The 26,400-nt window shown below is 45.4% G+C and carries 22 protein-coding genes; 12 read left to right on the top strand and 10 right to left on the bottom strand.

Translation table 11 applies throughout. The features are described 5' to 3' along the window. The first annotated feature begins 11 nt into the window (after window positions 1-11). Window positions 12-1,046, top strand: coding sequence for an NAD-dependent epimerase/dehydratase family protein (locus R3D00_29055; protein MEZ4777261.1), 1,035 nt, complete (start codon window positions 12-14; stop codon window positions 1,044-1,046). Further along, complete coding sequence (locus R3D00_29050) at window positions 1,024-1,833, top strand: SDR family NAD(P)-dependent oxidoreductase (GenBank protein ID MEZ4777260.1); 810 nt, start codon at window positions 1,024-1,026, stop codon at window positions 1,831-1,833. The genes R3D00_29055 and R3D00_29050 overlap by 23 nt, the downstream gene beginning before the upstream one ends. A 15-nt stretch (window positions 1,834-1,848) precedes the next feature. Here R3D00_29050 and R3D00_29045 read toward each other — a convergent pair whose 3' ends face one another. From R3D00_29045 to R3D00_29035, 3 genes are all read right to left on the bottom strand, one after another. Beyond that, window positions 1,849-2,508, bottom strand: a complete 660-nt coding sequence (locus tag R3D00_29045; protein MEZ4777259.1) for a hypothetical protein — start codon at window positions 2,506-2,508, stop codon at window positions 1,849-1,851. A 34-nt stretch (window positions 2,509-2,542) separates the two neighbouring features. Next, window positions 2,543-3,547: an alpha/beta hydrolase gene (locus R3D00_29040; protein ID MEZ4777258.1), complete on the bottom strand. Its 1,005-nt coding sequence runs from the start codon at window positions 3,545-3,547 to the stop codon at window positions 2,543-2,545. 115 nt (window positions 3,548-3,662) lie between these two features. After that, window positions 3,663-4,829, bottom strand: a complete 1,167-nt coding sequence (locus R3D00_29035) for a helix-turn-helix domain-containing protein (GenBank protein ID MEZ4777257.1) — start codon at window positions 4,827-4,829, stop codon at window positions 3,663-3,665. 383 nt (window positions 4,830-5,212) lie between these two features. Here R3D00_29035 and R3D00_29030 point away from each other — a divergent pair, with 383 nt between their 5' ends. The 5 genes from R3D00_29030 to R3D00_29010 are packed head-to-tail and all read left to right on the top strand — an operon-like array spanning window position 5,213 to window position 13,106. Then, window positions 5,213-6,532 carry an aminotransferase class III-fold pyridoxal phosphate-dependent enzyme gene (locus R3D00_29030; GenBank protein ID MEZ4777256.1) on the top strand — a complete coding sequence of 440 codons (1,320 nt, stop codon included), beginning with the start codon at window positions 5,213-5,215 and terminating at the stop codon, window positions 6,530-6,532. Further along, window positions 6,529-7,455: a carbon-nitrogen hydrolase family protein gene (locus tag R3D00_29025; GenBank protein ID MEZ4777255.1), complete on the top strand. Its 927-nt coding sequence runs from the start codon at window positions 6,529-6,531 to the stop codon at window positions 7,453-7,455. The genes R3D00_29030 and R3D00_29025 overlap by 4 nt, the downstream gene beginning before the upstream one ends. 42 nt (window positions 7,456-7,497) lie before the next feature. After that, entirely contained in the window at window positions 7,498-10,230 is a 2,733-nt protein-coding gene (locus R3D00_29020) for an aminotransferase class I/II-fold pyridoxal phosphate-dependent enzyme (GenBank protein ID MEZ4777254.1), read from the top strand. A gap of 33 nt (window positions 10,231-10,263) precedes the next feature. Continuing rightward, on the top strand, window positions 10,264-11,739 hold the full coding sequence (locus R3D00_29015; GenBank protein ID MEZ4777253.1) for a biotin carboxylase: 1,476 nt from the start codon (window positions 10,264-10,266) through the stop codon (window positions 11,737-11,739). An 8-nt stretch (window positions 11,740-11,747) separates the two neighbouring features. Next, complete coding sequence (locus tag R3D00_29010; GenBank protein MEZ4777252.1) at window positions 11,748-13,106, top strand: NAD-dependent succinate-semialdehyde dehydrogenase; 1,359 nt, start codon at window positions 11,748-11,750, stop codon at window positions 13,104-13,106. A gap of 13 nt (window positions 13,107-13,119) precedes the next feature. On the opposite strand, the gene R3D00_29005 is transcribed toward R3D00_29010, so the two are convergent. The 3 genes from R3D00_29005 to R3D00_28995 form a co-directional block, all read right to left on the bottom strand. Further along, window positions 13,120-13,659, bottom strand: coding sequence for a DUF2937 family protein (locus R3D00_29005; protein ID MEZ4777251.1), 540 nt, complete (start codon window positions 13,657-13,659; stop codon window positions 13,120-13,122). Window positions 13,660-13,716: 57 nt separating this feature from the next. Beyond that, window positions 13,717-14,343 carry an HAD-IA family hydrolase gene (locus tag R3D00_29000; GenBank protein ID MEZ4777250.1) on the bottom strand — a complete coding sequence of 209 codons (627 nt, stop codon included), beginning with the start codon at window positions 14,341-14,343 and terminating at the stop codon, window positions 13,717-13,719. A 271-nt stretch (window positions 14,344-14,614) separates the two neighbouring features. After that, window positions 14,615-15,637 carry a hypothetical protein gene (locus tag R3D00_28995; GenBank protein ID MEZ4777249.1) on the bottom strand — a complete coding sequence of 341 codons (1,023 nt, stop codon included), beginning with the start codon at window positions 15,635-15,637 and terminating at the stop codon, window positions 14,615-14,617. 494 nt (window positions 15,638-16,131) lie between these two features. On the opposite strand from R3D00_28995, the gene R3D00_28990 reads away from it, so the two are divergent. The 3 genes from R3D00_28990 to R3D00_28980 all read left to right on the top strand — a co-directional run bounded on the left by R3D00_28990 (window position 16,132) and on the right by R3D00_28980 (window position 20,035). Next, window positions 16,132-17,397, top strand: a complete 1,266-nt coding sequence (locus R3D00_28990) for a T9SS type A sorting domain-containing protein (GenBank protein ID MEZ4777248.1) — start codon at window positions 16,132-16,134, stop codon at window positions 17,395-17,397. A gap of 258 nt (window positions 17,398-17,655) precedes the next feature. Next, window positions 17,656-18,651 (top strand): T9SS type A sorting domain-containing protein, encoded by a 996-nt coding sequence (locus R3D00_28985; protein ID MEZ4777247.1) that lies wholly within the window; start codon window positions 17,656-17,658, stop codon window positions 18,649-18,651. Between the two features lie 127 nt (window positions 18,652-18,778). Then, entirely contained in the window at window positions 18,779-20,035 is a 1,257-nt protein-coding gene (locus R3D00_28980; GenBank protein MEZ4777246.1) for a T9SS type A sorting domain-containing protein, read from the top strand. 82 nt (window positions 20,036-20,117) lie between these two features. Here the strand turns inward: R3D00_28980 and R3D00_28975 are convergent, their stop codons facing one another. Genes R3D00_28975 through aceK form a run of 4 tightly spaced genes read right to left on the bottom strand, consistent with a single transcriptional unit; the run spans window position 20,118 to window position 24,751 of the window. Further along, window positions 20,118-21,029, bottom strand: coding sequence for a pseudouridine synthase (locus tag R3D00_28975; GenBank protein MEZ4777245.1), 912 nt, complete (start codon window positions 21,027-21,029; stop codon window positions 20,118-20,120). Next, window positions 20,911-21,699: an SMC-Scp complex subunit ScpB gene (scpB, locus tag R3D00_28970; protein ID MEZ4777244.1), complete on the bottom strand. Its 789-nt coding sequence runs from the start codon at window positions 21,697-21,699 to the stop codon at window positions 20,911-20,913. Before scpB ends, R3D00_28975 begins: the two co-directional genes overlap by 119 nt. A 41-nt stretch (window positions 21,700-21,740) precedes the next feature. After that, complete coding sequence (locus R3D00_28965) at window positions 21,741-22,982, bottom strand: glycosyltransferase family 4 protein (protein ID MEZ4777243.1); 1,242 nt, start codon at window positions 22,980-22,982, stop codon at window positions 21,741-21,743. A gap of 44 nt (window positions 22,983-23,026) precedes the next feature. Further along, a complete protein-coding gene (gene aceK / locus R3D00_28960) occupies window positions 23,027-24,751 on the bottom strand; it encodes a bifunctional isocitrate dehydrogenase kinase/phosphatase (protein MEZ4777242.1) in 1,725 nt (574 codons plus the stop codon). Between the two features lie 29 nt (window positions 24,752-24,780). On the opposite strand from aceK, the gene R3D00_28955 reads away from it, so the two are divergent. Together R3D00_28955 and R3D00_28950 are read left to right on the top strand one after the other, a co-directional pair. Next, on the top strand, window positions 24,781-25,578 hold the full coding sequence (locus R3D00_28955; protein MEZ4777241.1) for an MOSC domain-containing protein: 798 nt from the start codon (window positions 24,781-24,783) through the stop codon (window positions 25,576-25,578). 146 nt (window positions 25,579-25,724) lie between these two features. Next, window positions 25,725-26,399 carry an outer membrane beta-barrel protein gene (locus R3D00_28950; protein MEZ4777240.1) on the top strand — a complete coding sequence of 225 codons (675 nt, stop codon included), beginning with the start codon at window positions 25,725-25,727 and terminating at the stop codon, window positions 26,397-26,399. Window position 26,400 lies beyond the last annotated feature (1 nt).

Below are 26,400 nucleotides of genomic sequence, written 5' to 3'. Positions count from 1 at the left end.
CCTTCCATGATATGAACGCCCCAAAAAATCAACAAACCGTATTCGTGACAGGCGCCGACGGCATGCTGGGTAGTAATGTAGTGAGAGAATTGCTACAACAGGGATACCTGGTAAAAGCAATGGTCCAGCCCGGTCGCGACCCCCACACAATTTCCGGACTCAAGGGGGTAAAAATTGTATTTGGCGATCTTCTGGAGCCGGAAAGAATGTTTGACCTGATGGAAGGCTGCGAAGCGGTCATTCATATTGCCGCTTACGCTGCTTCATGGCCCTCCCGGTCGCCCCGGTTTTTTGATATAAATGTGACGGGTACACAAAATGTCATCGATGCCGCGCTTCATAATCGGGTCAAGCGTTTTGTCCATATCTCCAGTTCCAACACTCAGGGCTTTTCCGAATCAAAGGAGTCGCCCGGCACTGAAAACAGCCCATGGCGCGGGGATCAGGGGATGGATTATGCGCTCTCAAAAAAAATGGCCCACGAACTGGTCGAAAAAGCAATCGCCGAAAAAAATCTTCCCGCTGTATTTATCTGCCCGGGATTTATGTTTGGCCCTTATGACTCCGGCCCGACTTCCGGTCAACTATTGATCAGCGCGTGGAACGGCGATTTGAAATTTTGTACCTCCGGCGGCAAAAACTTTGTGTCAGCTATTGATGTTGCCAAAGCTACAGTGAATGCATTGTCGATATCCCCGGTTGGAGAATCCTACATCTGCGGCAGCCAGAATCTGGAATTTAAGGAGCTTTTTCAAATGATTGAAGATGTTACCGGTATTCCTCAGCCCCGGCGGGTGATACCCGGTTTTCTGGCAGAAATGGCCGGACTTCTTATGGATCTTTTTGGGAAAATAACGGGTAAAAAACCTCCAATCAGTTTTGCTATGGCCAAAAATGCCAATCTCCGGATGTACTACCGGGCGGATAAAGCTGTGAAAAAACTGAAAATGCCCCAGACTGATCTTTACAAAGCCATAAGAGATACTTATCAGTGGTTTGGTAAAAACGGATACCTCAAAAATTATGACCAACGCGTCGTTCAATAAAAAAGTAGTCCTGATTACAGGCTCCACTCAGGGAATCGGTAAAACTACCGCTTTCCACATGCTCAAAGCCGGAGCCTGTGTGGTAATCAATGGGCGGGACAAACAGCGCCTTCAGGAGGCGTACGAAGAATTAAGCCCTTATGGAGAATTGCTGGCTGTGAGCGGTGATATGAGCCAATGGCAGGATGTTCAGGCGCTTGTCTCAAAAACGCTAAGCAGATTCGGGCAAATAGACGCCCTCATTTGTAATGCAGGGATAAAGTTTGAAGATTCTTTTAGAAGAACCAGCCCTGAAACCCTGCAAAAGATTTTGAATGTAAACTTTCTGGGCAAAATCCTGCCCATTAAGGCGGCACTTGAATCTTTGATCCAAACGAGCGGAAGTGTGATCCTTATCGGTAGTCTGGCAGGACTATATGGCCTTCCCGGAGCGGGAATTTACTCAGCAAGTAAAATGGCACTCACGGCTATCAGCCAGACACTTGGTGCAGAACTCGCCCAACATCATGTACACGTGGGACTGATTTATGTAGGATTAACCGACAATGACAGCAGTTCCAGTATTATGAATGGTGCCGGTGAGAAACTGGATTTCCCTGACAGAAATCTTCCCCGCCAATCACAGGCAGTGGTGGCAAATGCGATTATGCGCATGATCCAAAAACGCATCCGGCGAAAAGTAATGACGCGGCTAGGTATTGCGCTGGATATACTAACCCACATTTCGCCACGACTGCTGCGATGGGTTTTTACAAAACGTGCCAGGGAAATGAAAGAAATTGTATAAATCAAAGGCCGTCAGTTACCAGCGCCAGTTTACTCCGATGACACTGTAGAAGAAGAGCAAATTGGGCCTGCCTGCACTGCTGATTGACGGTCCCATTTTCATATTGATGCCCAGATGCTCAAATTCATATCCACCCTGTAGCCCGATCCGCATATTTCCGCCATTTCCCTTATACCAGCCGTTCTGTACTTCGGGGTAAATCTCCATATAGGCGGGCTGATGGGTCAGCCGGGTGCTTAGCGACTGATCGAAAACCGCTTCTGCCGCGATGTGCCATTTCGGTCGGTAAATGCCGGTAGTAATTTCCACTTCTCCCCCCAGGTTCTGCATATTTACATAGGGGTTTTGGGTTACCCGATGAATCAATCCGATGCCGGTATTGATTCTGTAACTGCCATTTTGAAATACGGTAGTTGCAAGACTGATCTCTTCCAGGTGGTCGTCAAATAAGTCCTTTCCGGAAGGAATTTCAAATCGTGCACCTGCCCATACAGGATGATTTTTTATCAGAAATGACTGGAAATAACCGACTCCCCAGATGGTGCCATACTTCAGGCCGCCATAAACCTGAACCATTTGTGCCTGCTGATTTGCTTCCATGCTGGCAGGGTTGTACGACTGCGCAAAAGCAGAAACGGAAGCAAAAAGGATAATAAGGGCGAATATATTTTTCATGATAATATGAGTTGAAATTGAAGGTGGAGGAAGATTAACGGTGTTTGAGATAATCGGTAACGATAGGCAAAACGGAGTCAAATCCATTGACCATCAGGTCGTGCCCTACGTTGTCAATTCGATGTATGGTTATATTGGGATAGACTTCTGTCATTGTTTTCAGATGTTCCTGGTTATAACCGGGGTTAAGTTCACTGTAGAAAAACAAAACCGGGCTGGTGTATTGATCGAGCCGGGTTGTCCAGTCAAAATATGGGGTATTATTCCTCAAATGATATCCTACCATCGCCCCAAACCGCTGTACAGGGTAACCTCCTGTAGACTCCTTGTCGGAAAAAGATTGCTGAAGGGTGATGCCTGCTCCGATAAGATATTGGTAATCAAACAACTCATGATCCTCGGTACTAAACCACTTTGCAGAAGGAGACATGACTTGTTCCATCCAGACAAGATCGTTGGACCATTCCGGCGTCAGCGATATCGCTTGTGTGCGTTTGACATAATCGAGCATGCTGGTATTGGTGAAGCCGCCCGGCTCCGAAAGAATTAATCCTTTTACCCTTTCCGGATAGGTATTGACAAACATCGTAGCGTACATGGCGCCCCATGAATGCCCCAGAAGGATGACTTTCTCCTCCGGACTTTGAGTATAATAATCAATCAATTGTTTCAGGTCTTCCAGATACATAGATTCTGTCAGCACATCAGGATTGTGGCGGCGCGAAAGTCCGGCTGACCGCTGATCCCAGAACACGACTCTGTAACCGGAATCGGCCAACACCTCAAATTTTTGTAACTCCATATGATCTCCCCCCGGCCCTCCGTGCAGGGTAATAATAACCGGGTTACCGACTTCTCCCAAAGCCCATGCGTGTAACCGGGTTCCGTTAATTTCGATTGCTGGCAAATCCGGATTTTCATCTACTGTAAGCGGTACCAGATGGCCGGGATCAGTAATACTTTCCCGCTGACAGGCGGTCATGATAGTCGCCAGACATAGGAGTAAAAAGAGGAAAAAGGTTGAATGTGATTTTGACATTGCGATTGTTTTTAAGTTTAAATACAACCGCAAGGACTGGAAAAACCTGCCCTGGTGCGCCCAGGCGTACAGGTCTGGACGTCTGAAAGGTGCAGACTTATAAGTCCGGACTCATTTAGTCCTCGGGAGAATCTTTTTTCACCGATTTCAGATATTGCGAAGGTGTCAGTCCTGTGTTTTGTTTAAAAACAGCATTAAAAGTCGATTTGGAATTAAACCCGCATTCCATTGCCAGGCCCAAAAGACTGAGGTGCTGGTATTCAGGCTGGGTAACTCTTTGTTTGAATTCTTCCAGCCGGTAATCATTGATAAACTGATAGAAGTTTTTTCCCTCCTTTTCATTGATAAGCTGTGATAAGTGATTGGGAAGAATCTGAAAGACTTTTGCCAGTTCGGGAAGCGTAAGTCTGGGTTCAAGAAAAGGTTTTTTCTGTCGCATAAAATCATGGAGTCTGGGCAATAATTCACTGGCCTCTTCGGGCTTCAGGCCCGAATTCTGGTACAACGGTGTAGAAGGGGAAACCGGGATCATACTCTCTCGTGGAGCAGAATTCAAGTCTGCCACATTATCTGTGAAAATCGCCTTTTGCCGAATACCAAAAAAACCGGCAAAAAGAATCCATATAATGACGGAAGAAAAGATAACTACCTCTCTCGGTATGGGCATTTGTACATTGAGATATCCTTCAATCCCGATTCCAAGTGCTACTATTACACCGATTCCCAACAAACCCACGATCAGGTAACGCAACCAGTTGAGGCTGATTTGTTCCCGATATGCAAAATGACTTTCGATCTGGTGTTTGTGTTTTCTAAGAAGCCACAGACAATAGGCCGAATAAACCAGACCCGAAAACTGTGTCATAAAAATAAATGGTTGATAATACCAGGGGAAATCCATTTCCTGCACCTGCCGGAGAAAATTCAGCAACTGATCTGCCCCTCCCAGTAAATAGGGAGCCAGTGCCAGATACATGACCAATGCCGGGATAAAATGCAGGAAATGTTTCCATCTGAGCCTGAATCCTGCCTGCGTAAGGCTGCATACATAAAGCAAAAGGAAAGGCCCATGCATAAGGGGAAAAGGCTGATCCCAGCCAAGCAGATAAGGATTTTCCAGATACATACCCGACCAGAAAAAATAAAAAGCAGTCAGGTGAAGTCCGATCATAAAAAACCACCCTGCAAGCAGGTAATCGGAAATCCGCTTACTGCGTTTGGTTATGAGAAGGAAGTCCAGAAAAAAAGTCTGTCCGATTCCAAAAACAAAGAAAAACGCCATAGCTAAATTTATCAGATTAAATTCTCTTTGGGTTGGTCTGAGAATAATTATTTTGCACTCAGCCCCGGAATCTTTAAAAAATTAATTCTGTAGAATAGTACCTTTATCGCTGCTGAGCCACCCTATTCTACTATTTTTGAAATAGCAGACCCCGGAATAGCCCATACCCATAAAGTATTCCGTTAGGGAAGGTGGGATTTTTTTTGTAAATTGAAAAAGTCTTAGGAATCTAATTGGATTTGCATCACTTCCCGGTGATATCTCAAAATCCTTTTTCTTTCTACTCAAAGGTGTTCAAAGATTGACTGGTTTTGCCATCAGTTGCTCTTGTATGCTGTCTCAATTTTACGTGCCCTGTGCGGGGCAATCCGCATATTTCAAACATGATTGATCAATTTACAAAATCCGAAGAACTGCTAAGAAGGCGTAAAAATATTGTCGCCAACGGTGTGGGAGTATTTAATACGATCACGGTCAGGGAAGCCAAAGGTGCCATCATTATAGATGAAGATGGGCGCGAACTCATTGACTTTGCCGGGGGTATAGGCGTAGTCAATGCAGGTCATTGCCCGGAGCCAGTGGTTGAGGCCATTCGCGAACAAGCCTGCAAATTTCTACACACAAGTTTTAATGTGGTGACCTACGAGCCCTATATCAAACTTTGTGAAACATTGGCTGAAATCCTGCCTCATGGCGAAAAAACCAAGGTTATGCTGGTAAGTACTGGTGCAGAGGCAGTAGAAAATGCCATCAAAATTGCCCGCCAGGCTACCAAAAGACAAGCGGTGCTGTGTTATACAGGCGCATTTCACGGTCGTACCTTGATGGCCATGACCCTGACAAGCAAAATCAAATACAAAGAAGGCTGCGGGCCTTTTGCCCCGGAAGTGTATCGTTTGCCATTTCCAAATTTCTATCGATATGGCGAATCGATGTCATTGGAGGAGTTTGCGGATCAGGAATTAAAGCGCCTCAAAGAAAGTGCTTACAATGTGGTAGATCCGGCTAATCTGGCTGCAATAATTATAGAACCTGTACAAGGTGAGGGAGGATTTAATCCGGTACCCAAGAAGTATCTGGAAGGGCTGCGAACCTTTTGTGATGACCATGGCATTATGCTGATCATAGATGAAGTACAAAGTGGCTTTGGACGTACAGGCAGATGGGCATCGTGGCAGCATTACGATGTTGAGCCAGACATTAGTACATATGCTAAGTCGCTGGGATCTGGGATGCCGATCGCAGCGGTGATGGGACGTGCAGAAGTGATGGATGCTGCGGCGCCGGGCACGATAGGAGGTACGTATATTGGAAACCCGGTGAGTTGTGCCGCCGCATTGGCTACGATCCAATATTTTAAAGATTTTCGATTAAACGAGCGATCCATTGAAATTGGGAAAATTATTTCCAATCGATTTGAAAAACTAAAGAATGCACATCATGAGATTGGAGACGTTCGGGGTATTGGTGCGATGATGGGTATAGAACTCGTAAAAGACAATGACCCGAGGAAACCAGATGGGCATTTGTGTGAACAGGTTGTCATGGGTTGCGCAGCGCATGGTTTAGTGCTGCTAAATGCAGGAACATTTAAAAATATAATTCGCATTCTCTGTCCTTTGGTGATCACGGATGAGCAATTGATAAAAGGCCTGGACATTCTGGAAGAAGAAATTAAAAAAGCAATTAATAATAATATATGAAACCATTTGCGATAGCAGGAATTCAAATGAAGGTCTCCGCTATTTATTCCAATGTGGAAATGATGAAACTCAAGCTGGACATTGCCATGAACCTATATCCCTGGGTAGAAATGGTCGTGTTTAGTGAATTGTGTGCTTATGGTCCATTGTTGCACACTGCCCAGGAAGTACCTGGTGCGTTTGAGCAGGAAATGCAGGCTATGGCCCAAAAATACGGCATTTGGCTGCTTCCAGGATCAATTTTTGAGAAAAGTGGCGATAATATCTACAATACCGCTTCTGTCATTAATCCTCAGGGGGAGGTAGTCACCCGTTACCGAAAAATGTTTCCGTTTTATCCTTATGAAGTTGGCGTAACTCCCGGCCTGGAGTTTTGCTTGTTTGATGTACCTGACGTAGGGCGGTTTGGCATTTCCATTTGCTACGATATGTGGTTTCCCGAAACCATCAGAACGCTCGCCGTAATGGGGGCTGAGGTAATCCTTCACCCGACCATGACCGGAACGATTGACCGTGATATCGAGTTATCCATTGCCCGTGCCATGGCTACTGTCAATCAGTGTTTTTTCTTTGATGTCAACGGACTGGAAACTGGTGGCAGCGGTCGTTCTGTCATCTGTGGACCAGATGGTCGGGTGCTTTACCAGGCCGAAGGCAACGAAGAAATCATACCGATTGAACTAAATATCGAGCGGGTGAAGCGAAGCCGGGAACTGGGGGTACTTCGTTTAGGCCAACCATTAAAAAGTTTCCGGGATCATATCGGGCAGTTTAATATCTACCAGCCAGGTACAAAACTTCCCTATCTGGAATCACTGGGGCCGCTTATCAAACCTACCCGACTGGATAAATTGGCTCAGTTGAAAATAAAAGAAGATGAACTCGTGAACCCGGCAGGACCAATAAGCTACAAGGGATTCTAATAAACCGAATCTCGACCTGTATTACCTTCAAATAAATATATAGTGATAGTTAAAAAGACAAAGAGCGCTCCTTTCTACAATATCGGCCAACTTCGTACCCATTACTGGAATCATCTCAAGCGCGAAACCGCCGAATTGGCTCGCTGCCAGAGAGGATCCGCTGATGAAAAAAAACATAGTGATTCTACCGGTGAATTGCTCAATGAATTGCATGGTGTGGAGCGTTTCTTTGCTTTTCCGGGTATTCATCGTCTGGAAATTTTTAAACGGGCACTGCGCAGAAACGAGTATATGTCATTAGCTAATCAGGTTGCGGATACTACCCGCCAACTGATTAGCGACAGCTACCGAAGCCACTCTGAAGTTTCTGAAGACGAACAGAATCAGGAGGAAAGGGATGATCAGGAGTACAAGGATATCACCAGGAAAAGTAATTTCGAGGTTCTGTTTGTTGAGAATATGTCGGAAGACGAGGAAAAAACCTTAAGGGCCAAATTAAAAGAACTTCGAAGCCCAGGTGATAAATTCAGTTACAGTATCATTGTTCAAAAAACTTTTCAGGATGCACTGATCGCATTGTTATTTAACCACAACATACAAGCGGTTGTTGTCAGATATGCACCTGCTTTTTTCTCACAAAAAATTACGGAATTAATCAAACCCTATATCGATAGTGTGCTGAATGTGGATCTTAGCACAAAATCTGACGAAGAACTGGGGCCCCTTCTTGGACAATGGATCAAACAATTCAGACCTGAACTCGACACCTATTATGTAACTGATACTTCGCTTGGAGAGCTGAAAGACAGCACCATAAAAAGTTTCCGGCGCCTGTTTTACAGAAAGGAAGATGTCCAGGAATTGCATTTAATGATTCTCAGAGGCATAGCAGAACGTTATGAGACGCCTTTTTTCTCCGCATTAAAAGAATATAGCCAAAAGCCAACCGGAGTTTTTCATGCGATGCCTATCTCAAGAGGTAATTCTGTATTTAAATCAAGATGGATCAGAGATTTTGGCGATTTCTACGGCAGGAATATGTTTCTGGCAGAAACCTCGGCAACTACCGGCGGGCTCGATTCTTTACTTCAACCAACCGGCCCGTTAAAAAAGGCCCAGGAAATGGCCCGGGATGCCTATGGTTCACAACATACTTTCTTTGTGACTAATGGCACATCAACCGCAAACAAAATTGTGATGCAGTCCCTCATCCAGCCGGGTGATATCGTGCTGATTGACAGAGACTGCCATAAGTCTCACCACTATGGTCTGGTATTGGCAGGTGCCTACCCGGTATATCTGGATTCTTATCCTATCGAAAAATACTCCATGTATGGAGCAGTTCCGCTTAGCGAGATCAAGGAGAAACTTCTGCATTTGAAGGAATCCGGCCAACTGGATAAGGTGAAAATGCTGCTGCTGACCAATTGCACCTTTGATGGAATGGTCTATAATGTAGCCCGCGTAATGGAGGAAATACTGGCAATTAAACCTGATATGATCTTTCTGTGGGATGAGGCCTGGTTTGCTTTTGCAGGTTTTAATTATACCTACAAACAGCGGACGGGAATGTACACGGCACACAATCTCCACCAAAAATATCAGAGCGAAACATACAGAGAAAGTTACAATCAACATATTGCCGGACTTACAGAAGGGCAGATTCCTGCTTTACCAGACCCGGATCTGGTTCGCATTCGTGTCTATTCCACCCAAAGTACTCATAAGACTTTGAGCAGTTTTCGCCAGGGATCCATGATTCATATCTGGGATGAGGATTTCAGAAGAAAAAGCGAAAATACATTTATGGAGGCGTATATGACGCACACCTCTACCTCCACCAACTATCAAATGCTGGCTTCTCTCGATGTGGGAAGAAGACAGGTACAACTCGAAGGGTTTGAACTCGTGGAAAGAAGTATCGAAATGGCAATGGTGTTACGCGCAAAAATCACCAATACGCCACAGCTAAGTAAGTACTTTGATGTACTGACGGTCCATGACTTTATCCCGGATAAATACCGCAAAACCGGTTTGAAAGAATATTACGACAAAAGTAAGGGGTGGAGCAGAATGGAAGATGCCTGGGAAAAAGACGAGTTTGTGCTGGATCCTACCAAAGTAACGCTGCATATAGGCCGGACAGGCCTGGATGGAGATACTTTTAAGAATAAATACCTGATGGATAAATTCTATATCCAAATCAATAAAACCTCCCGCAATACTGTCCTTTTTCTGACCAATATAGGCACCACAAGAGGGAGCGTTACCTACCTGACCAACGCATTGCTCAAAATCGCAGATGAACTGGACGAAGAGGTTAATTCCTTAAGCCTGTTGGAAAGTAAAATTCGGGAAAACCGAATTAAGTCTCTTACCGTGGATGTACCGCCCTTACCTGACTTCAGTCACTTTCATCATTCATTTCAGGTTGTGTCCGGTGTACCCGGTGGCAATCTTCGGGCTGCTTTTTTCCTCGCCTACAATGAAGATAACTACGAATATATTCCTCTTCCGGAATGTTTGCCTGAAATTGAGAAAGGCCGGGAACTGGTGGCCTCGTCGTTTGTCATCCCATATCCCCCCGGCTTTCCCGTACTCGTACCTGGCCAGGTAATAAGTAAAGAAATTATTCAATTCCTGCTGGCACTCGATGTGTCGGAGATTCATGGATACCGGGCCGACCTGGGCGTCAGGGTATTCAAAGAAAAAATTCTGGAAAAGGATAGAAAATCCAGGTTGCCTGAAACTGTATCAAATGGCATACTTAATTAAACCAATCATCCATCAATTTTCAAAAAACCAAATATGACTGTTACTCCAACGATGACCAAAACCCTGAGCGGTGTATCTGATATCAGACGATTTTTCTACAAAAATGAGGTTCCCATCTATTTTATTAGTGCTACTAATTTCAACCTGTTAGGTGCCGACGAATGGATCAAAAATTTCAAGTTTATCACATATATCGAATGTTTTGACGGGCTTCACCCCAATGTGTTCTCTCCAAAAGAAGAAATTGCACATGAAGAATTTCAAAGCATTGAAGACATCAACAACTACTTACTGAAACATCCCGAAGTACATGAGTACCTGAATAAAAAGAAGAAAGGGGGCAAAACCGGGAAAGCCATGTTCCTGATGTTTGACGACGAAACTGAAAAACATGCAAAAAAACTTGGCCTCGAAATCATGTTTCCCACTGCCAAAATGCGGACTTTCATGGACAATAAAGTGAATACCAACCGTATTGCCGAAAAAGCAGGTGTAGCTTGTGTTCCCTATGTGCTTTCCCCGGTCAAAGACTACAAAAACCTGAAAACTGTTTCAAATAAGCTGGGCAATGACCTTGTGATTCAGACTCCCTTTGGCGATTCGGGCCACACAACTTTTTTTATCTCCAATGAAGCCGACTTCAAAAAGCATGAAAAAGAGATTGTAAAGGAAAAGGAAGTCAAAATCATGAAGCGTATCAATTGCCGGGGCTCTGCGGTAGAGGCTTGCGTAACCCGCCATGGTACCATTGTAGCACCACTCATGACTGAACTGGTGGGCTTCAAAGAATTAACTCCTTACAAAGGTGGCTGGTGTGGAAACGAAATATTCCCCGAAGCGTTTACCCCCGAACTTAGACAAAAGGCGCGGGAATATACCCAGCTGTTTGGCGACCAGCTGAGAAAAGAAGGGTACAAAGGGTATTTCGAACTCGACTTCCTGATCGATCAGGACAATGGAGAAATCTATCTTGGTGAACTGAACCCCAGGGTTACAGGAGCAAGCTCTATTACCAATCATGCAGTTTTTGCATTGGCTGACGCGCCCTTATTCATATTTCATATCTTGGAGTGGATGAACGAACCCTACGAACTGGATGTACAGGAAATGAATGACCGCTGGGCGCAACAGGAAAATATTGATGAATGGAGTCAGCTGATTATCAAACATACCCGCAATACCGTCGAATACGTCAATGAAGCTCCGCGTTCGGGTATCTGGAAAATGCTTGACGATGGCCAGATACAGTTTGACCGGATGGATACCCACAGACGTGCAGTTGAAAGTGATAGAGAAGCATTCTTTCTCCGCATTACCCGTAAAGGTGATTATCTTTACGAAGGTGCAGATATGGGCATTCTGGTTACGAGAGGCCGCATGATGACCGACAATTTTCAACTTACCAAACGTGCAAAAAGCTGGATTGACGCGATTCGTTCAAAATATTCTTCCCAAAATGTGGAAAATCAACCAGAACTTCCCGTACTCACAGGTAGTCTGACCAAATAATATTATAAATGGAGTTTCACAGTATCAATCCTTTTGATGGTAAGATTGTCGGTACTTACCAGGCACATACACAGCCGGAAGTCCTGAATATCCTCAATACTTCGGGTGCTGCTGCAAAATCCTGGTCCCGGGTTCCCCTTGATCAAAGGGCAGGGCTGATGATGAAAGCCGCGCAGGTGTTGAAGGAAAATGTTGAGCGATACGCGCAGATGATCACGCTGGAAATGGGAAAACCTGTCTCCGAATCCCGCGCTGAAATCAATAAATGTGCCTGGGTCTGTGAATATTATGCAGAAAATGCCGCCAGCTTTCTTGCCAATGAAATCATTCAGACCGACAGTCAGAAAAGTTTCGTCCGGCATGACCCTATCGGAACTGTGCTTGCCATCATGCCCTGGAATTTTCCCTTTTGGCAGGTGTTCCGGTTTGCTGCACCAACGCTGACCGCAGGCAATACCGGTGTATTAAAACACGCCCCCAATGTCTTTGGCTGCGCTACCCTGATCGGCGAAGTTTTTGAGAAAGCCGGATTTCCGGCAGGAGTTTTTCAGAATCTATTCATTCACCACGACCAGACTGAGTGGGTGATCGCGCACGAGGCTGTGAAAGCAGTGACTCTTACCGGCAGCGAACGGGCCGGAGCCGCAGTAGCAGAAATAGCGGGCCGAAATCTGAAAAAATCACTGCTCGAACTCGGTGGAAATAATGCGTTTATCGTCTGGAAGGATGCCGATATAGAGAAAGCTGTAAAAACTGCCATTACCGCCCGCATGCTCAATTGCGGACAAAGCTGTATTGCAGCCAAAAGGTTTATCCTGGTAGAAGAAATCTATGACGAGTTTGTGTCTGAGTTTACCAAAGCAGTCAGCCAGCTAAAGTCTGGCGACCCCATGGATGAGACAACGCAGGTTGGGCCCCTCGCCCGCAAAGACCTTGCAGACAATTTGTATCTGCAGGTAAAAAAATCTGTTGATCAGGGGGCAGAACTAATACTTGGCGGTGAAAAATCGGGCTGTTTCCATTCTCCCACCATTCTGGGAAATGTACGCCCCGGAATGCCTGCTTTTGATGAAGAAACATTTGGTCCGCTGGCTGCAATGATCAGGGCTAAAGACGAAGTGGAGGCATTTGCCCTCTCAGAAAATTCCAAATTTGGCCTCGGCGTAACCCTCTGTACGACTGACATTGAACGCGCATTATCTTACGCCGGTCAGGTAAGCGACGGCGCTTATTTTATCAACGAGTTGGTGAAATCTGATCCGCGCTTGCCGTTTGGTGGAAGCAAACGCTCCGGATATGGGAGGGAACTCGCCAAAGACGGAATGATGGAGTTTGTAAACCGAAAAACGGTTTATGTGGGAAACTGATTTCTGTAAAAAACTATGAATGGACATTCTCAGTGATGTCCTTTTTTTTCTTAAACAGGGCATTCCACAGGCTTGAAAAAAGCCCGATGATGACAAGCGCCAGTACCAGGCCGATGAAGGCGTAGATAATGCCCTCCCAGGTCAGCGGTACGTTCGGTTCAAATTGAATGGCGGCGTTTACTGATGGATCGTAGTATTTGATCAGGCGGAAAGGTTTATTCCACACCGAACTCTCAAGCAGCGCATTTAATGCCTCCGTATAGTTTCTGTACCGGTTGACCGCACTTTCCGAAGCTTCGGCATTTTCCTTTACAAGTACATCGGGGTTGGCTTTCAGGCGTTCAAGAAATTCGTCGATGGTAAGCTCGTATTTGGAAGCCCGCTCGACCAGATCTTCGTACAATTTCTGCGACTCCATTTGAGCGCCAGACAGCACATCAATATACTGGGCCATATATACAGGTGCCTGCGCAAAGACAATAGCAAACACAATACAGATAATTCTGTCTGTAATCGTACCCAGCGATCGGGTGATAGGAGAAAGAATAGACATATACAGAAGCTAGGAGTATAGGGTAAGGGCAAATGTACGTAGAAAAATGGTTTTTATTTAGGGAAACAATTGCAGGAATGCCTCCGGCTCTTCGAGAATATATCCCGGGCTATGAGATTGCAGTAGTTCGGCAGAATTGAACCCCCATGTCACTGCAATCGCATCAACCCCGGCTTTATGGGCTGCATCCACATCCCTGACCTCATCGCCGATCATCACAACTTCTTTTGCTTCCAGCTGAGTTTTTTTTATCACCCGGCGTATGACCCGCGCTTTTCCAAAAAGAGAGGCCGGAGAATAGACAAACTCGAATAGCTGTAACTCATGGTGGGAAAGAAATGTACTCACACTTTCAGGGGAGTTGGATGTGAGGATGCCCAGGCGGTAGCCGCGATTTTTCAGACTGCGGAGGATTTTCGGCATTCCGGCAATGGGTTGTACCTGATGAATATACTTTTTGAAGCCCAGCCGGGCTTTGTGGATAAACAATGGTACCTGTGTCCAGGAAAGCCCTGAGATTTTGAGTAGTTCGGGAATACTTTTGTGTTTCAGGTGGATAAACTCCTCCCTGCTCACCTTTGGAAGGTTAAATTCTGGTGCCAGTTCGTGCATAATCTGCTCTGCAATCACCAGTGTGTCAGCAATAGTCCCATCAAAATCGAATATGAGTAATTTTTTAGGCATGTGTTTTCCTAAAATAATATTCTCTAACTAAGCACATGACAAAAGCATCAGCCCGGATTTCAAATTAGGTTTATGGGCCATTTTCCCAATTTTGTCACGTACTGAGCAAAATAAGCGAAAATGTTGGCTAAGTGCTTGTTTTTCTCTACTATACTGTAGTTTCCCCCAAATTTCAGACAAAAGATTTAGGTGATAAAAAGTAAAGTATTACCTATGGGCTACAAGCAATTAATGCAGATTCTCCTCGTAAACCCCACCAAAACCTTCTGACTTACTGCACAGGTTTTTTCCGGTTCCTCACCAAACGAAAAATCTGGTAACCCAGTACAATCACCACAAATATTGCAAGGAAGGGGATTCCATAAATCATCACAAAAAACAGCACGCCGATCCACCTACCCGAATTGCCGCTGACATCAAAGGGGCTGCCAAATGAATTTGGAAGAAAGTCGCCCGGTTGCAGGTTTTCGGTGGCAAACTGATCAATAGCCCGGAAAAGTGCGGTCTCCTGAGTCACTACACTGGCGAAGTCAAAATCCTGGATGTTGGGTGTGTAAGCAATCACCAGGTTGTCATCACCGGTTGGAGACAGGTTTTGAAAATGTAACAACATGGTCCTGGCATCGGAGTGAAGCATCACCGCAGAGTCCGGAGAGACACCTTTTAAGTCGCCGGCGGTGAGATTATCCATCAGCCGGAGGCGTATTTCGCCCTGCACAATAGGCTGCTTCCAGGTAGCTCCGGTCTCAAGCAGATAGATAAATCCATTATTATGGTCCCGGTCGTATCCTTTGGAAATGGAGGTCTCATTGGTATTTACGATGAAATACACTTCAACAAGCGTGGTATCGCCGGGAGGAAACAACGTATTCCAGATATACCAGTTGTCATTGTATCCGGAATCGTCTGTACCATTGAGTGGCTGTGCAATGATAGGAGCAGGCTGGCCATTTATATAAGCCTTAAGGGCATACAAAGAATCAAACCGCACTTCTTCCCGATTGCTGGTATTTCCGTCAAATGAGGCATTCAGCGGATATCCCACCCGGAGGCTTACAGGTTCCTCCGTATCATTAAACATAAAATAAGACCCCTTTATGACGGCATATCCGCGATAAAGTTGAATAGAAACCTGCTCCTTAACCATCTGTATTTTTTTGTATGCAGCACTATCTTCCGGAAACAACAGAGAGAATGTTCCGGTCCCTCCCGCATTCCAGAATCCCGGTTGTGCGACATTTGCAAAGCCAGTAAGCGCCAAAAGTAGCAAGGGAAAAATCAGCAGTTTCTTCATAAGGGAAATAATTGGTTTAGAATACTAAACTACAACTTATTGCCAGCTTCTGAAAAATTCAGGAGAACAAAAAAACATCTGTTTTCCCCAAAAAAAGCAGGTAGCAGAGAGAATTTTGAACAAATTTGACCCCCAAAAAATTACGAGACTCCTCTCATCATATATTCCATAAAACATACAATTTTGACAGGTCACCCCTGAATTTTGATAGAAGCAGGCATTCTTTACGCTCCCTCAAAGCCTATAGAGCTATATTGAAAGTCTTTCACTGATAACAACAGCCGTTACCCAAAAATCATAACAAAAAAATGATTATATTTAAAGAATAGATTTCACAGATATAAATATCAGGGAAATCATCCATTTCAGGAAGGTATATATCCCCGGAGTTTTTTTGAGAAAATACGAAAGGCAATGGAATTACGTTATTTATCGTGAGGGAAAAATTACTATAAGACGAAATTTAAGTTGAGACAGAAATAACCCCTAGTATTATGAAGCAGGCTTTACTATCAGCACTTTTTATGTTAACGGTATCCATTTCCCTCGGCCAGGACACTTTTTACAGTGTCAACGACGGAAACTGGAACCTTACAACAACCTGGGCGATGAATGCAGCAGGCACCATTCCGGCAAGCAGTACGCCAACCTCCAATGATACCGTTTATATTCGCGACTCAGTCCATCTGACGGTAGCTAAAAACTATATTTACAGGGGAAATATATATGTTTCCGTTGATGGTATATTTGACATTTTTTCCGGCGCAGGGGTCAGTGATCCCTTTATTTTTGCGGGAGATTCTTTTGTCGTAGAAGGTATACTTCACACCAGCAGCGACCTCCATAACCAAAAAGAGTTTACCACAGGGAGTGATGGGGAAGGTGTAATGGTTTTTGGTATCTTAGCCATTATAAACATTGGCGATGACCTGATTGTCAACTCGAAGAGTTTTACGGTCATGAACAATGCGCTTTGCGGTGATGGCGGTTCTTTTGACGATATGTATTTCAAAGGTACCCAGGCGAAAATCTGTGGCAATGGTAAGTTTGTGATACCGGATGCCCTGAGGGCCTGGAATGACAACAATGTTGAACAAATCCCTCCTACCAACCAGTTGCTGAACCAGATCTGCCTTGGCTTCAACTTTTATGGTACAGTGGGTGATTGTCTGACAGAAACCAATCCGAAATTCACAGGCGGAGGTACTTTTCCTGTCGAACTATTGTCCTTCACCGCCAATTATCTGAATGATGCGGTAGCGCTTGAATGGACGACTGCTTCTGAAAGCAATAACCATTTTTTCACTGTCGAGCGGTCCTATGATGGAAATGAATTCTCTCTGCTCGAAAATATTCCCGGCGCAGGCAATAGCGACCGTGTTCTGACGTATAATACTACAGACCGCAGACCAGGAAGAGGAACCATCTGGTATAGATTGAAACAAACAGATTTTGACGGGCAACACAGCTACGCATCCATTGTGTCTGTTACGATCGATCAGGATGGCCCACAGATGTTTGTATATCCGAATCCGGCCAACGGTGGTCCGTTCTTTATCGAACTACATGGTTTACGCGCCGATACAGATATGGAAATCCGGATACTGGACATTGCCGGTAAAGAGGTTTATTTCTCCAAAGAAAGAGCCGGTCGCAATGGTTCATTTACTTCCGATATCTCACCAGCCCTGAGTTCAGGTGCCTATTTTATTCAGGTAAAACAGGCAGGAAGATCCCTGGTACAAAAACTGATTTTCTAAAAAAGGCCTCTGGCTTTGAATAATTTAGCGTCCTTCAAATCAGAACAACGAGTCAATGTTCTGTGTAGCGGTAGTGCCCGGTAAGTGTGCTACCGCTTTTTTTATACCTCCCGTTCAGACTTACAATTCCACAAGTGAAAGCCATTTCTTCCCCATTCGCTGGAAAGGGTGATCTATTTCCAATTTCATGCGTCATATTAGTATTGTATTTAATAACCCACACTACCTACACCCGAATACCAGACAGAACAAAGACACATGAAAAATCTATTACTGATCACCCTGCTATTTACTTTTTCTCTTTCTGTTATTTCCCAAAATACTTATTACACCACAGGTCTTGGTGAGGGCGAATGGTCTGATCCTCAATCATGGTCAACCGAAGAAAATGGCACAGAGCCTGCCGGTCCCCCCACCGCTTCCGATCACGTGGTCATCAGCCATTACCTTACACACCTGACAGAAGCCGGCTATACACATACAGGCAACGTTACGGTGCGCCCTTCCGGAACCTATGAAATCATCACCGGAATCGAAAATCCCGGCCCCTATGTATTCTCCGGTGAATCATTTGAAGTAGAAGGAACCCTGATTACGATCAGCGATTTCTACCAGTCCAATAATAATGCCGATAAAAACTCTTCCGTACATTTTATCAATGGATCTTTGATCTATATCAACGGAAACCTGGGTCTGTACGGCAATGCAGAAATCCTGTCTGACAATAAAACCTGTGGTTCGACTGAAATATCTGGCGACCTCTGGCTGAAAAGCACTGATGTAAGCGTTTGCGGTGATGGTTCTATTATCGTAAACAAGCGCGTACGTGCATGGGATGCAGAAGGAATGGAAGTAGAGCCAACACCCGCAGGTATCAACTATATCCAATCGCTGATCTGTAAAGGATTTTCTATCTATGCATCTGCCGAAGATTGCGAAAATCAGCTTCCCGCATTCACAGGAAATGGTCTTTTCAAAACTCCCGGAGTGGTTGCAACGCCCGAGCTGGCGCTTTTCCCCAATCCAATCTCCGGCAGCAATGTCTCAATCAAAGCAGATGGTTTCGAAGCTGACGAAAATGCCAGCCTGATCATCCGTAACCTGCTCGGCCAGCCAATCAGCACTTCTACGCTGCGCACAGACGCCGAAGGCAATATCTCCCAGACACTGACCCACAATCTTCAGCCAGGCACTTATGTCATGGTCATCACAACCAATGGCAAAAGCGTAGCCAAACAACTCCGGGTACTCTAAGATTCGGATTCCGCATACTGATAAGCAGCCATCATTCTCCCTGGATTTTTCTCGTATCTGACCATCCAATGCCTTTTTTGTCCTTTGTGCAGGACAGAACCGGTACTGTTTACCCAAAATTAACCCGATGAAAAGTCTGTTATTTTTCCTCTGCTTCTATCTGTTTTCTGCTTCAATTTTTTCTCAAAACACGTACTACTCGCTAAAAGACGGAAACTGGGCCGATCCAAATGTCTGGGCAACTTCCGCAATTGGCAATGGCCCTGCTGGTCCGCCGACCAGTAGTGACCACGTGATTATCAGAGATTCGGTCTGGCATTTTCCAGCGGCGGGATATATTCATACCGGCAATATTACAGTCGCAAAATACGCCTGGTATCAGATCAATAACAGTCCGGGTTCTGTCTACATTTTTGGCGGTGCATTGCTGGATATTTTCGGATGGGTTGTCTCAACAGGAGACCTTGCCAATCAGGTTCCGGGATCGGCAGGCAGCGGGCTGATTGTCGTCAACCCATGGGCAAAACTTCATGCAGGTCATGATATGATACTTAATGCATATGGCAGCCTGATCATAGATAATCCCAATTGCGGGGCTGCGCAGACTTGCGATGGCATTATCTTCAACGGAGATGGCAGCGGTGTCTGCGGCGAAGGTGCATTGCTGGTACCCGGCCTGGTGCACGTATACGACAACAGTGGAAACGAGATTACGCCATACCCCGCAGCGCTTGCGGCGGCAGCAAACCTTGTATGCCAAAACTTCCCATTCTATGGCAGCAAAGCTAATTGCAGCATCCAGTTGCCGATTCTTACCGGCACAAACAACAATTTTCCCGTAGAACTGATTTCTTTTCAGGCAGAACAGATATCCGATCACATCCAGATCAAATGGGAAACCGCTTCCGAGCTAAACAATGATTTTTTTACCGTAGAACGAGCCATAGGAGAATCACTATTTGAAGAAATCGCTACGATAAATGGGGCGGGAAACAGCGAGGAGGTGATGGCTTATGAATATTCAGACCGGAAGGAAATATCAGGCGTCGTGAGTTACCGGTTGCGGCAGACTGATTTTGACGGAAAAAGTACGTATTCGACTACCGTAGAGATTGTTGTAAAAAAATATGTGAGCGGGCTCAGCATTTTCCCAAATCCGGCTCTTTCAGGCCCATTGATCATCCAGTTAAATGAAACCGGGGCCTTACCGGTAAGAATTGAAATCAGAGACTGTCAGGGAAGATTAATCCTTTCAGAGATAAAAGAAACAGATACGGCGGGCAATATGTCCTTCCCGGTAGAATTACAGCTGCCATCGGGATATTATTTTGTTTCGGCTGTCACGCCGAAGCAAAAGTACACCACCCGGTTGCTGAAACGATAGTTTTCGTTCTTTTTCTACATCCTTAACATGCACCATTAACCGGCAAGCCCAAAAAGCTGCCGGTTTTTCGGGTAAATGGCTTTTACATCATTCGCAGATAAGCAACTTCACTCTCCGAGAGAATACGCCAGTTTCCGCGAGGGAGATTTTTTTTAGTCAGCGACCCCAATGCGGTGCGGTCCAGTTTTTCGACTTTATAGCCCATTGCTTCAAACATGCGCCTGACGATGCGATTTTTCCCACTGTGGATTTCCACGCCCACTTCGTTGCGTTCCTGTCCCATCGCGTAGTCGATTTTATCGACTTTTGCCTCACCATCTTCCAGGGTGATTCCATCGAGAAGTCGCTGCATATCTTCTTCCAAAACCGGCTTGTCGAGTGTTACATAATAGATTTTTCGCACCCTGTGGGAGGGGTGTGTCAGTTTTTTTGCGAGGTCTCCATCATTGGTCAGTAAGATCAGACCGGTAGTATTACGGTCGAGTCTTCCTACAGGGAATACACGCTCAGTGGTAGCTCCTTCGACCGCATCGATCACCGTTTTCCGTCCCTGCGGGTCACTGGTGGTGGTGATCATATTTTTCGGTTTATTGAGCAGAATGTAGACAAAATTTTGCGCCTTCAGCAGTTGCCCTTTATACTCAATTTTATCTTTTGCCGGATCGACCTTCAGCCCCAGTTCTGTTGCGATCTTACCATTGACTTTTACGTGGCCTTTGGCGATCAGATCGTCTGCTTCCCTGCGGGAACAGATACCAGCCTGAGCAATAAACCGGTTGAGTCTGATCGGTTCATTGACTTTTACAGACTTAACATTCGCCTTAGCAGCATTGGTTTTCGCAGCGTTGGGATCCTTGTCGCGGGGAGGCCGTGCACTAGGTTGTTTCTTCAGCGGTGTCTTTTCCAGACGCTTCTTCACCACCTTCTTCTTCTCCTCCATCATGTTCTTCCAGAAGGGTTCTTTCTTCGGGTTTCTCTCCGGTTTCTTTGCCATTGGGGTTTTCTATCTTATCGTCCATTTGCTGGCGAAACAATTCCTGATGCTCCTCTGCCAGTTCTTCAAATTCTTTTAGTTTGGGAAGGTCTCCCATATCAGAAAGGCCAAAATACTGCATAAAGAAGGGGCTGGTACTGTAAAGCAGCGGACGGCCCGGGCCTTCTGATCTTCCGGTGATATGCACAAGTTTTTTGTCCAGTAGTTTTTGTACAGCATAATCGCAGTTTACGCCGCGAATAAACTCCATTTCCGCTTTGGATATAGGCTGGCGATAGGCGATGATGGAAAGCGTTTCAAGTGCGGCGCGGGAAAGTCTTTTCTGATTTTTGTTTAGTGAAGCCTTCCGCACATAACGATGGAAAACAGGTTTGGTAAAAAACTGACATCCGCCACCGACTTTTCGCACTTCAAAAGGGTATTTGTCGCCGGCATATTTTTCCTGTAAAGTTTTGACAATTTCTTCCCAAAGATCTTCTGTCAGATCTTGCATAAGCGAAAATTCACCGGCGTCCCAGGGCTCATCCTCTGCGTCCTCTTCCTTACCGGCACCCGTTGCCTGGTGCTCGGATGATTTGGTCAGAAAAGTATCACGGATAAAGTCCAGTGTAACCGGCTGATCAGCGACAAATATAACCGCTTCTATGATCTGCGTGATTGTTGGTTCCATTCTCCTGAAAGATTTCCGTGCAAAGGTAATGAATTCACCGCTTACTTTACTTTTTTCGCTACTTCCTTGCGGTAAAAATCGACCAGGGTGCTGATGATTTTATCATTTTTCAACTCCCGCTTCCACAGCTCTTTGGCATGATGTCCGATAGTTGTAAGCATACTTTCTTTTTCAATCAGTACTGCGATGCAGTTGGCAAACTCTTCGGGCGTGTCTGCGAGCAGGATATCATATCCGTGTTTGACGCTGATTCCCTCTGCGGCAATTCTTGTAGCGACAATTGCTTTTCCATAAGCCAGGCCTTCGGCAATTTTTACCCGCATACCACTACCTGAGAGGATAGGAACTACCATGATGGATTTGGAGCGGATAAACTTGCCGGAGCTTTCCACTTCGCCTGCGATGACAATATTTTCCTCATCCAGTTTGATGTATTTTTCCGGCATACTGCGCCCTGCAAGGTGAAACTTCACTTTAGGATGCATTTTGGTGACCCTTGGCCATACATTTTTCAGAAACCACTCTATGCCTTCCAGGTTCGGTCCCCAGTCAAGTGAGCCGATATAGAAAATAGATTGAGGCGTTGTTTTTACCGGGGAGGTATCGAGATCTTCTTCTTCAATACCAGCCTGAGAAACCATTACAGGCGTTTTTACCCCCATATTTTTGAGTATGCCCGCATCTTTTCCTGTTATCGGTATTACGACGTCAAAAGGATTGGCGGCATAGGTATCTTCTTCATACCGTTTTATCCGGGCAGATGTTTCCCGAAAATAGTACTCTTTGATAGGGTTTTTTTCATTATCGGCCCTTCGGCTCCAGATTTCATACTCAATATTGTGGGTGCGGAGGGAAATAAGGGCCTTGGGTTTCATGGCGCGAATGACGGGAATATAAGGCGCCATGTACAGTGTCTCCAGCTGGACCACGTCATAATCATTTTTTTCCAGCAATCGTTCCAATTGGGCTTTAAATGCCTGGGACGTAAACCGAATGACATGATACGATTCCCGGCTGAAGATCAGATTGGAAAGAGCATCCAGGAATTGTACATCTGTATTTACATCCACCGCATAAAAACTGGCCATTCGCAGAATCTCATCAGGCAGCGAACGCAACAACACGTAATGTTTGCTGGTATTCATGGTCAATACCGTAACCTGATGCCCGGCTTTGGAAAACCCACGAATCATGCTATGCATAGCCATTGTGCCGCCATCTTTGGGCGGATAGGGAAATTTGGTGCAGAGCATGAGGATTTTAAGGGGAGCTTCATTTGCCATATGAGCAAATTAAGCGCACCGCAATCTGACTTCCAACAACCCGCTTAGTATTTTGTGTTGAGAAACCGTTTTCTTCTGCGGTAAGGAAAGACATCCACAATTTCTCCGTTGATCTGCTTCTGTTGCATATCGATCCAAAAACGGGGGTCAAAGAGGTCATCGTGCAGTTCAAAAAATATCGAACGAATCTCCTCTTTTCCAATAAGGAAATATTTAAATTCTTCGGGAAAGACATCATTGGCACCCACGGCAAACCAGGGCGTGGAGGCATATACTTCGTCAAGATCGCTGGGTTCGGGCAACCGACGAAAGGTATAGTCGGTCAGGAAACCAATTTCATCATAGTCATAAAACACCACCCGGCGGTGTCGGGTAACACCAAAATTTTTGAGGAGCATGTCGCCGGGAAAGATATTGGCGGCGGCGAGTTGTTTGATACAGTTGCCATATTCGTCCACGGCAGCGGCAATATCTCCGGCATCTGCATTTTCCAGAAAAATATTGAGTGGGATCATTTTTCGCTCGGTATACAGATGGTCAATGATCACCTGATCGCCCTCCACATGAACAATAGAAGGGGCAACCCTGAGCAGCTCTTCGAGCAACTCTTCCGAAAATCGGTTTTTGGGCAGTACAAAATGCTCAAATTCGTGTGTATCGGCCATTCGCCCTACCCGATCGTGCAGTGATACCAGTTTGTATTTAGACATCACCTGCGCTTTGCTCATGGACTTTGGCGGGTCAAATTTGTCTTTGATCAGTTTAAATACAATGTGATAGGAGGGAAGCGTAAATACAGCCATTACCATACCCCTGATTCCCGGAGCAACCACAAATTTATCCTCAGATTTGTCGAGGTGTACCAAAAAATGCCGGTAAAGCTCGGTTTTCCCATGTTTGTTGAAGCCGATAGAATTGTAGAGATCACTGTAAGGTTTTAGCGGAAGGATGGTTTTGATAAAGTGCACCAACTCCGAGGGAATTTCGACTTCTACCAGGAAATACGATCGTGTAAAACTAAACACAATACTCATATCATCCTGATCTGTAATTACCGTATCTGCAAATATGCCATTCTCTCCATGCAGCAATGGGACCAGGAAGGGAAATACTTTTCCTGCGCAATATATTCTTCCGACCAGATAGGCTCCTTTATTGCGATAAAACACCGAGTTGAGGACATCGAGGCGAGTTTCAACATCAGATTGATGCAGATTCAAAATATCATTTTCAATCTGTGCAGTAATATACTCGACATCCCGTTCAAGGTCTTCATAGGGAATGCTAAACTGACAATCGAGCAACAATTGCCGGATCACCTCATGAGTATCTTGATTGCCGGGGTAGCTACGGTAAATCGGCGCTTCCGAAGCATACTCCCTTTTGGTATGCTCGTCAGCCACAAACATCATATCCAGATCGGCACCGATTTCGCCGAGTACTTTGCGGCAAACGGAATTGAAAAAAGTCTCTGCAATTTCATATTCGAATTTTTTCAGGGAAACCCGGGCATATTCTTTTTTGATTTCTTTCCAGAGATCGATATCAGAAAAACTTTCTCCCAGATGAGTAGTCGTAATCCGGGCGTAGCGGGAAACCTGCCTTTTATAGAGATTCAGCCGGCGGCGGCTGTCTGCCTGAATGCCATGCCAGTCTCTATTTTCAAAACGTATTTTGGCGCGGCTGGTAATTTCTTTAAATTCCCTCAGATATCCATCGAATCCTTCAATGATCATCTGTGCCGTTGAAATTGCGTGCTCATTTTTCATAATCCGGATTTTTCTTTCAAATTTACCATATGACAATATCGGAGATTTTTATTTACCCAATCAAATCCCTTGGAGGAATTTCCCTTCAGAAGGTGAACATCACTGACCGTGGGCCTCAATATGACCGCCGCTGGATGCTGGTGGACAAACAAAATCGTTTCATCACCCAGCGAAAGTATCCGGAAATGGCGCTTTTGCAACCGGAAATCCAGGGTGACCAATTGATTATCAGCCACAAAACCCGAGATATTCCACCCCTGATGATCGGTATGCTGCCGGAGGCGGGTGAGGTCGTGCGTGCCACCGTTTGGGAGTATGAGTGCAATACGCTCGCTGTCAGCCACTATGCCGATGCATGGCTGAGCGAAGTGCTCAAAATCGATTGCCGGCTGGTATATATGCCCGATGCCAGTAAAATCCCCGTAGCGGAAAAACATCAGCGCGCAGGTGAAATCAACAGCCTTTCTGACGGACTTCCATTTTTGCTGGCAGGCCAGGCTTCTCTCGACAATCTCAACAGCCTGATGGAAAAACCGGTCTCTATGGATCGCTTCCGCACCAACTTTGTGTTTACCGGCGGGCAGCCCTACGAAGAAGACAAATGGAAAAAAATTCGTATTGGGGAAGTGATATTTTATCCTGTGACCCGACGTGGGCGGTGTGTAATGACCAACGTCAATCAGGCTACCGGGGAAAAAGAAAAAGAGCCATTTCACACACTCTCTATTTACCGAAATACGGGGGATAAGGTGATTTTTGGTATGGGAATGATTCATGAAGGAGGGGGCACCGTCAACGTGGGGGATACCCTTGAGGTGATTCACTGATTTTCACCTTCCTCTTCCCGCATGCTAATCTATATTACACGTTTATCCTGAATTCCCTTACATCAGGCAACTCCGACCGCACTTTTTTGTCTGTTAATACGTCTAATTCTCATAGACATACCTGTTCAGACAAAATAGTAAATCATATGAACCTCATCGCTAAACAAACAATCAAAAAGCTCTCCCTTTCCCTGATGATGCTTTTTATCCTGGGACTTGGGATTTCTCCATCTGCTTCAGCACAAAAACTGAAATTTGGGCCACGGGTAGGGATTAGTTCTGCCGGAGTAGAACTCAATGACCTGATCATCAAAGATGCCAACGACGTACAGCAGTTGAAGCTCACACTTCAAAACTCTACCCCTGAGTACCAGATGGGTGTATTCGCCCGGGTGCAACTGCTTGGGCTGTATGTGCAGCCAGAGTTGCTTTTCACGACGGCGGCCTCTACCTATGAAGTAACTGATGCTCAGACCGGCGATGTTTCAGAGCGTACCGAAAGGTATTACAATGTAGAAATCCCGGTCATCGGTGGACTGAAACTCGGCCCGCTGCGTGCACAGGGTGGTCCGGTATTCCGTACTCAGCTGGGCAATAAGTCAGACCTGGCAAATATCGACAATTACGGAAGGAAATTCAGTGAGTCAACGGTAGGATTTCAGGCTGGCGTGGGAATTGACCTCGGTAAAAAGATCGTCCTTGACCTCAAATATGAGCCTAACCTGGGCAGGTTCAGAGACGACGTTACCATTATGGGCAATACCTACGCAATCTCAGACCGAAAATCTCAGCTGATTTTTGCAGCCGGTTATTCCTTCTGAT

This window comes from Bacteroidia bacterium, from assembly GCA_041391665.1.
GTDB lineage: Bacteria > Bacteroidota > Bacteroidia > J057 > J057 > JAGQVA01.
This window is presented reverse-complemented; position numbering and strand designations above follow the sequence as displayed.

Excerpts from the sequence above, each read along its gene's own strand:
- R3D00_29055 (MEZ4777261.1), top strand. The coding sequence starts at position 12 with ATGAACGCCCCAAAAAATCAACAAACCGTATTCGTGACAGGCGCCGAC.
- R3D00_29050 (MEZ4777260.1), top strand. The coding sequence starts at position 1,024 with ATGACCAACGCGTCGTTCAATAAAAAAGTAGTCCTGATTACAGGCTCC.
- R3D00_29045 (MEZ4777259.1), bottom strand. The coding sequence starts at position 2,508 with ATGAAAAATATATTCGCCCTTATTATCCTTTTTGCTTCCGTTTCTGCT.
- R3D00_29040 (MEZ4777258.1), bottom strand. The coding sequence starts at position 3,547 with ATGTCAAAATCACATTCAACCTTTTTCCTCTTTTTACTCCTATGTCTG.
- R3D00_29035 (MEZ4777257.1), bottom strand. The coding sequence starts at position 4,829 with ATGGCGTTTTTCTTTGTTTTTGGAATCGGACAGACTTTTTTTCTGGAC.
- R3D00_29030 (MEZ4777256.1), top strand. The coding sequence starts at position 5,213 with ATGATTGATCAATTTACAAAATCCGAAGAACTGCTAAGAAGGCGTAAA.
- R3D00_29025 (MEZ4777255.1), top strand. The coding sequence starts at position 6,529 with ATGAAACCATTTGCGATAGCAGGAATTCAAATGAAGGTCTCCGCTATT.
- R3D00_29015 (MEZ4777253.1), top strand. The coding sequence starts at position 10,264 with ATGACTGTTACTCCAACGATGACCAAAACCCTGAGCGGTGTATCTGAT.
- R3D00_29010 (MEZ4777252.1), top strand. The coding sequence starts at position 11,748 with ATGGAGTTTCACAGTATCAATCCTTTTGATGGTAAGATTGTCGGTACT.
- R3D00_29005 (MEZ4777251.1), bottom strand. The coding sequence starts at position 13,659 with ATGTCTATTCTTTCTCCTATCACCCGATCGCTGGGTACGATTACAGAC.
- R3D00_29000 (MEZ4777250.1), bottom strand. The coding sequence starts at position 14,343 with ATGCCTAAAAAATTACTCATATTCGATTTTGATGGGACTATTGCTGAC.
- R3D00_28995 (MEZ4777249.1), bottom strand. The coding sequence starts at position 15,637 with ATGAAGAAACTGCTGATTTTTCCCTTGCTACTTTTGGCGCTTACTGGC.
- R3D00_28990 (MEZ4777248.1), top strand. The coding sequence starts at position 16,132 with ATGAAGCAGGCTTTACTATCAGCACTTTTTATGTTAACGGTATCCATT.
- R3D00_28985 (MEZ4777247.1), top strand. The coding sequence starts at position 17,656 with ATGAAAAATCTATTACTGATCACCCTGCTATTTACTTTTTCTCTTTCT.
- R3D00_28980 (MEZ4777246.1), top strand. The coding sequence starts at position 18,779 with ATGAAAAGTCTGTTATTTTTCCTCTGCTTCTATCTGTTTTCTGCTTCA.
- R3D00_28975 (MEZ4777245.1), bottom strand. The coding sequence starts at position 21,029 with ATGGCAAAGAAACCGGAGAGAAACCCGAAGAAAGAACCCTTCTGGAAG.
- scpB (MEZ4777244.1), bottom strand. The coding sequence starts at position 21,699 with ATGGAACCAACAATCACGCAGATCATAGAAGCGGTTATATTTGTCGCT.
- R3D00_28965 (MEZ4777243.1), bottom strand. The coding sequence starts at position 22,982 with ATGGCAAATGAAGCTCCCCTTAAAATCCTCATGCTCTGCACCAAATTT.
- aceK (MEZ4777242.1), bottom strand. The coding sequence starts at position 24,751 with ATGAAAAATGAGCACGCAATTTCAACGGCACAGATGATCATTGAAGGA.
- R3D00_28955 (MEZ4777241.1), top strand. The coding sequence starts at position 24,781 with ATGACAATATCGGAGATTTTTATTTACCCAATCAAATCCCTTGGAGGA.
- R3D00_28950 (MEZ4777240.1), top strand. The coding sequence starts at position 25,725 with ATGAACCTCATCGCTAAACAAACAATCAAAAAGCTCTCCCTTTCCCTG.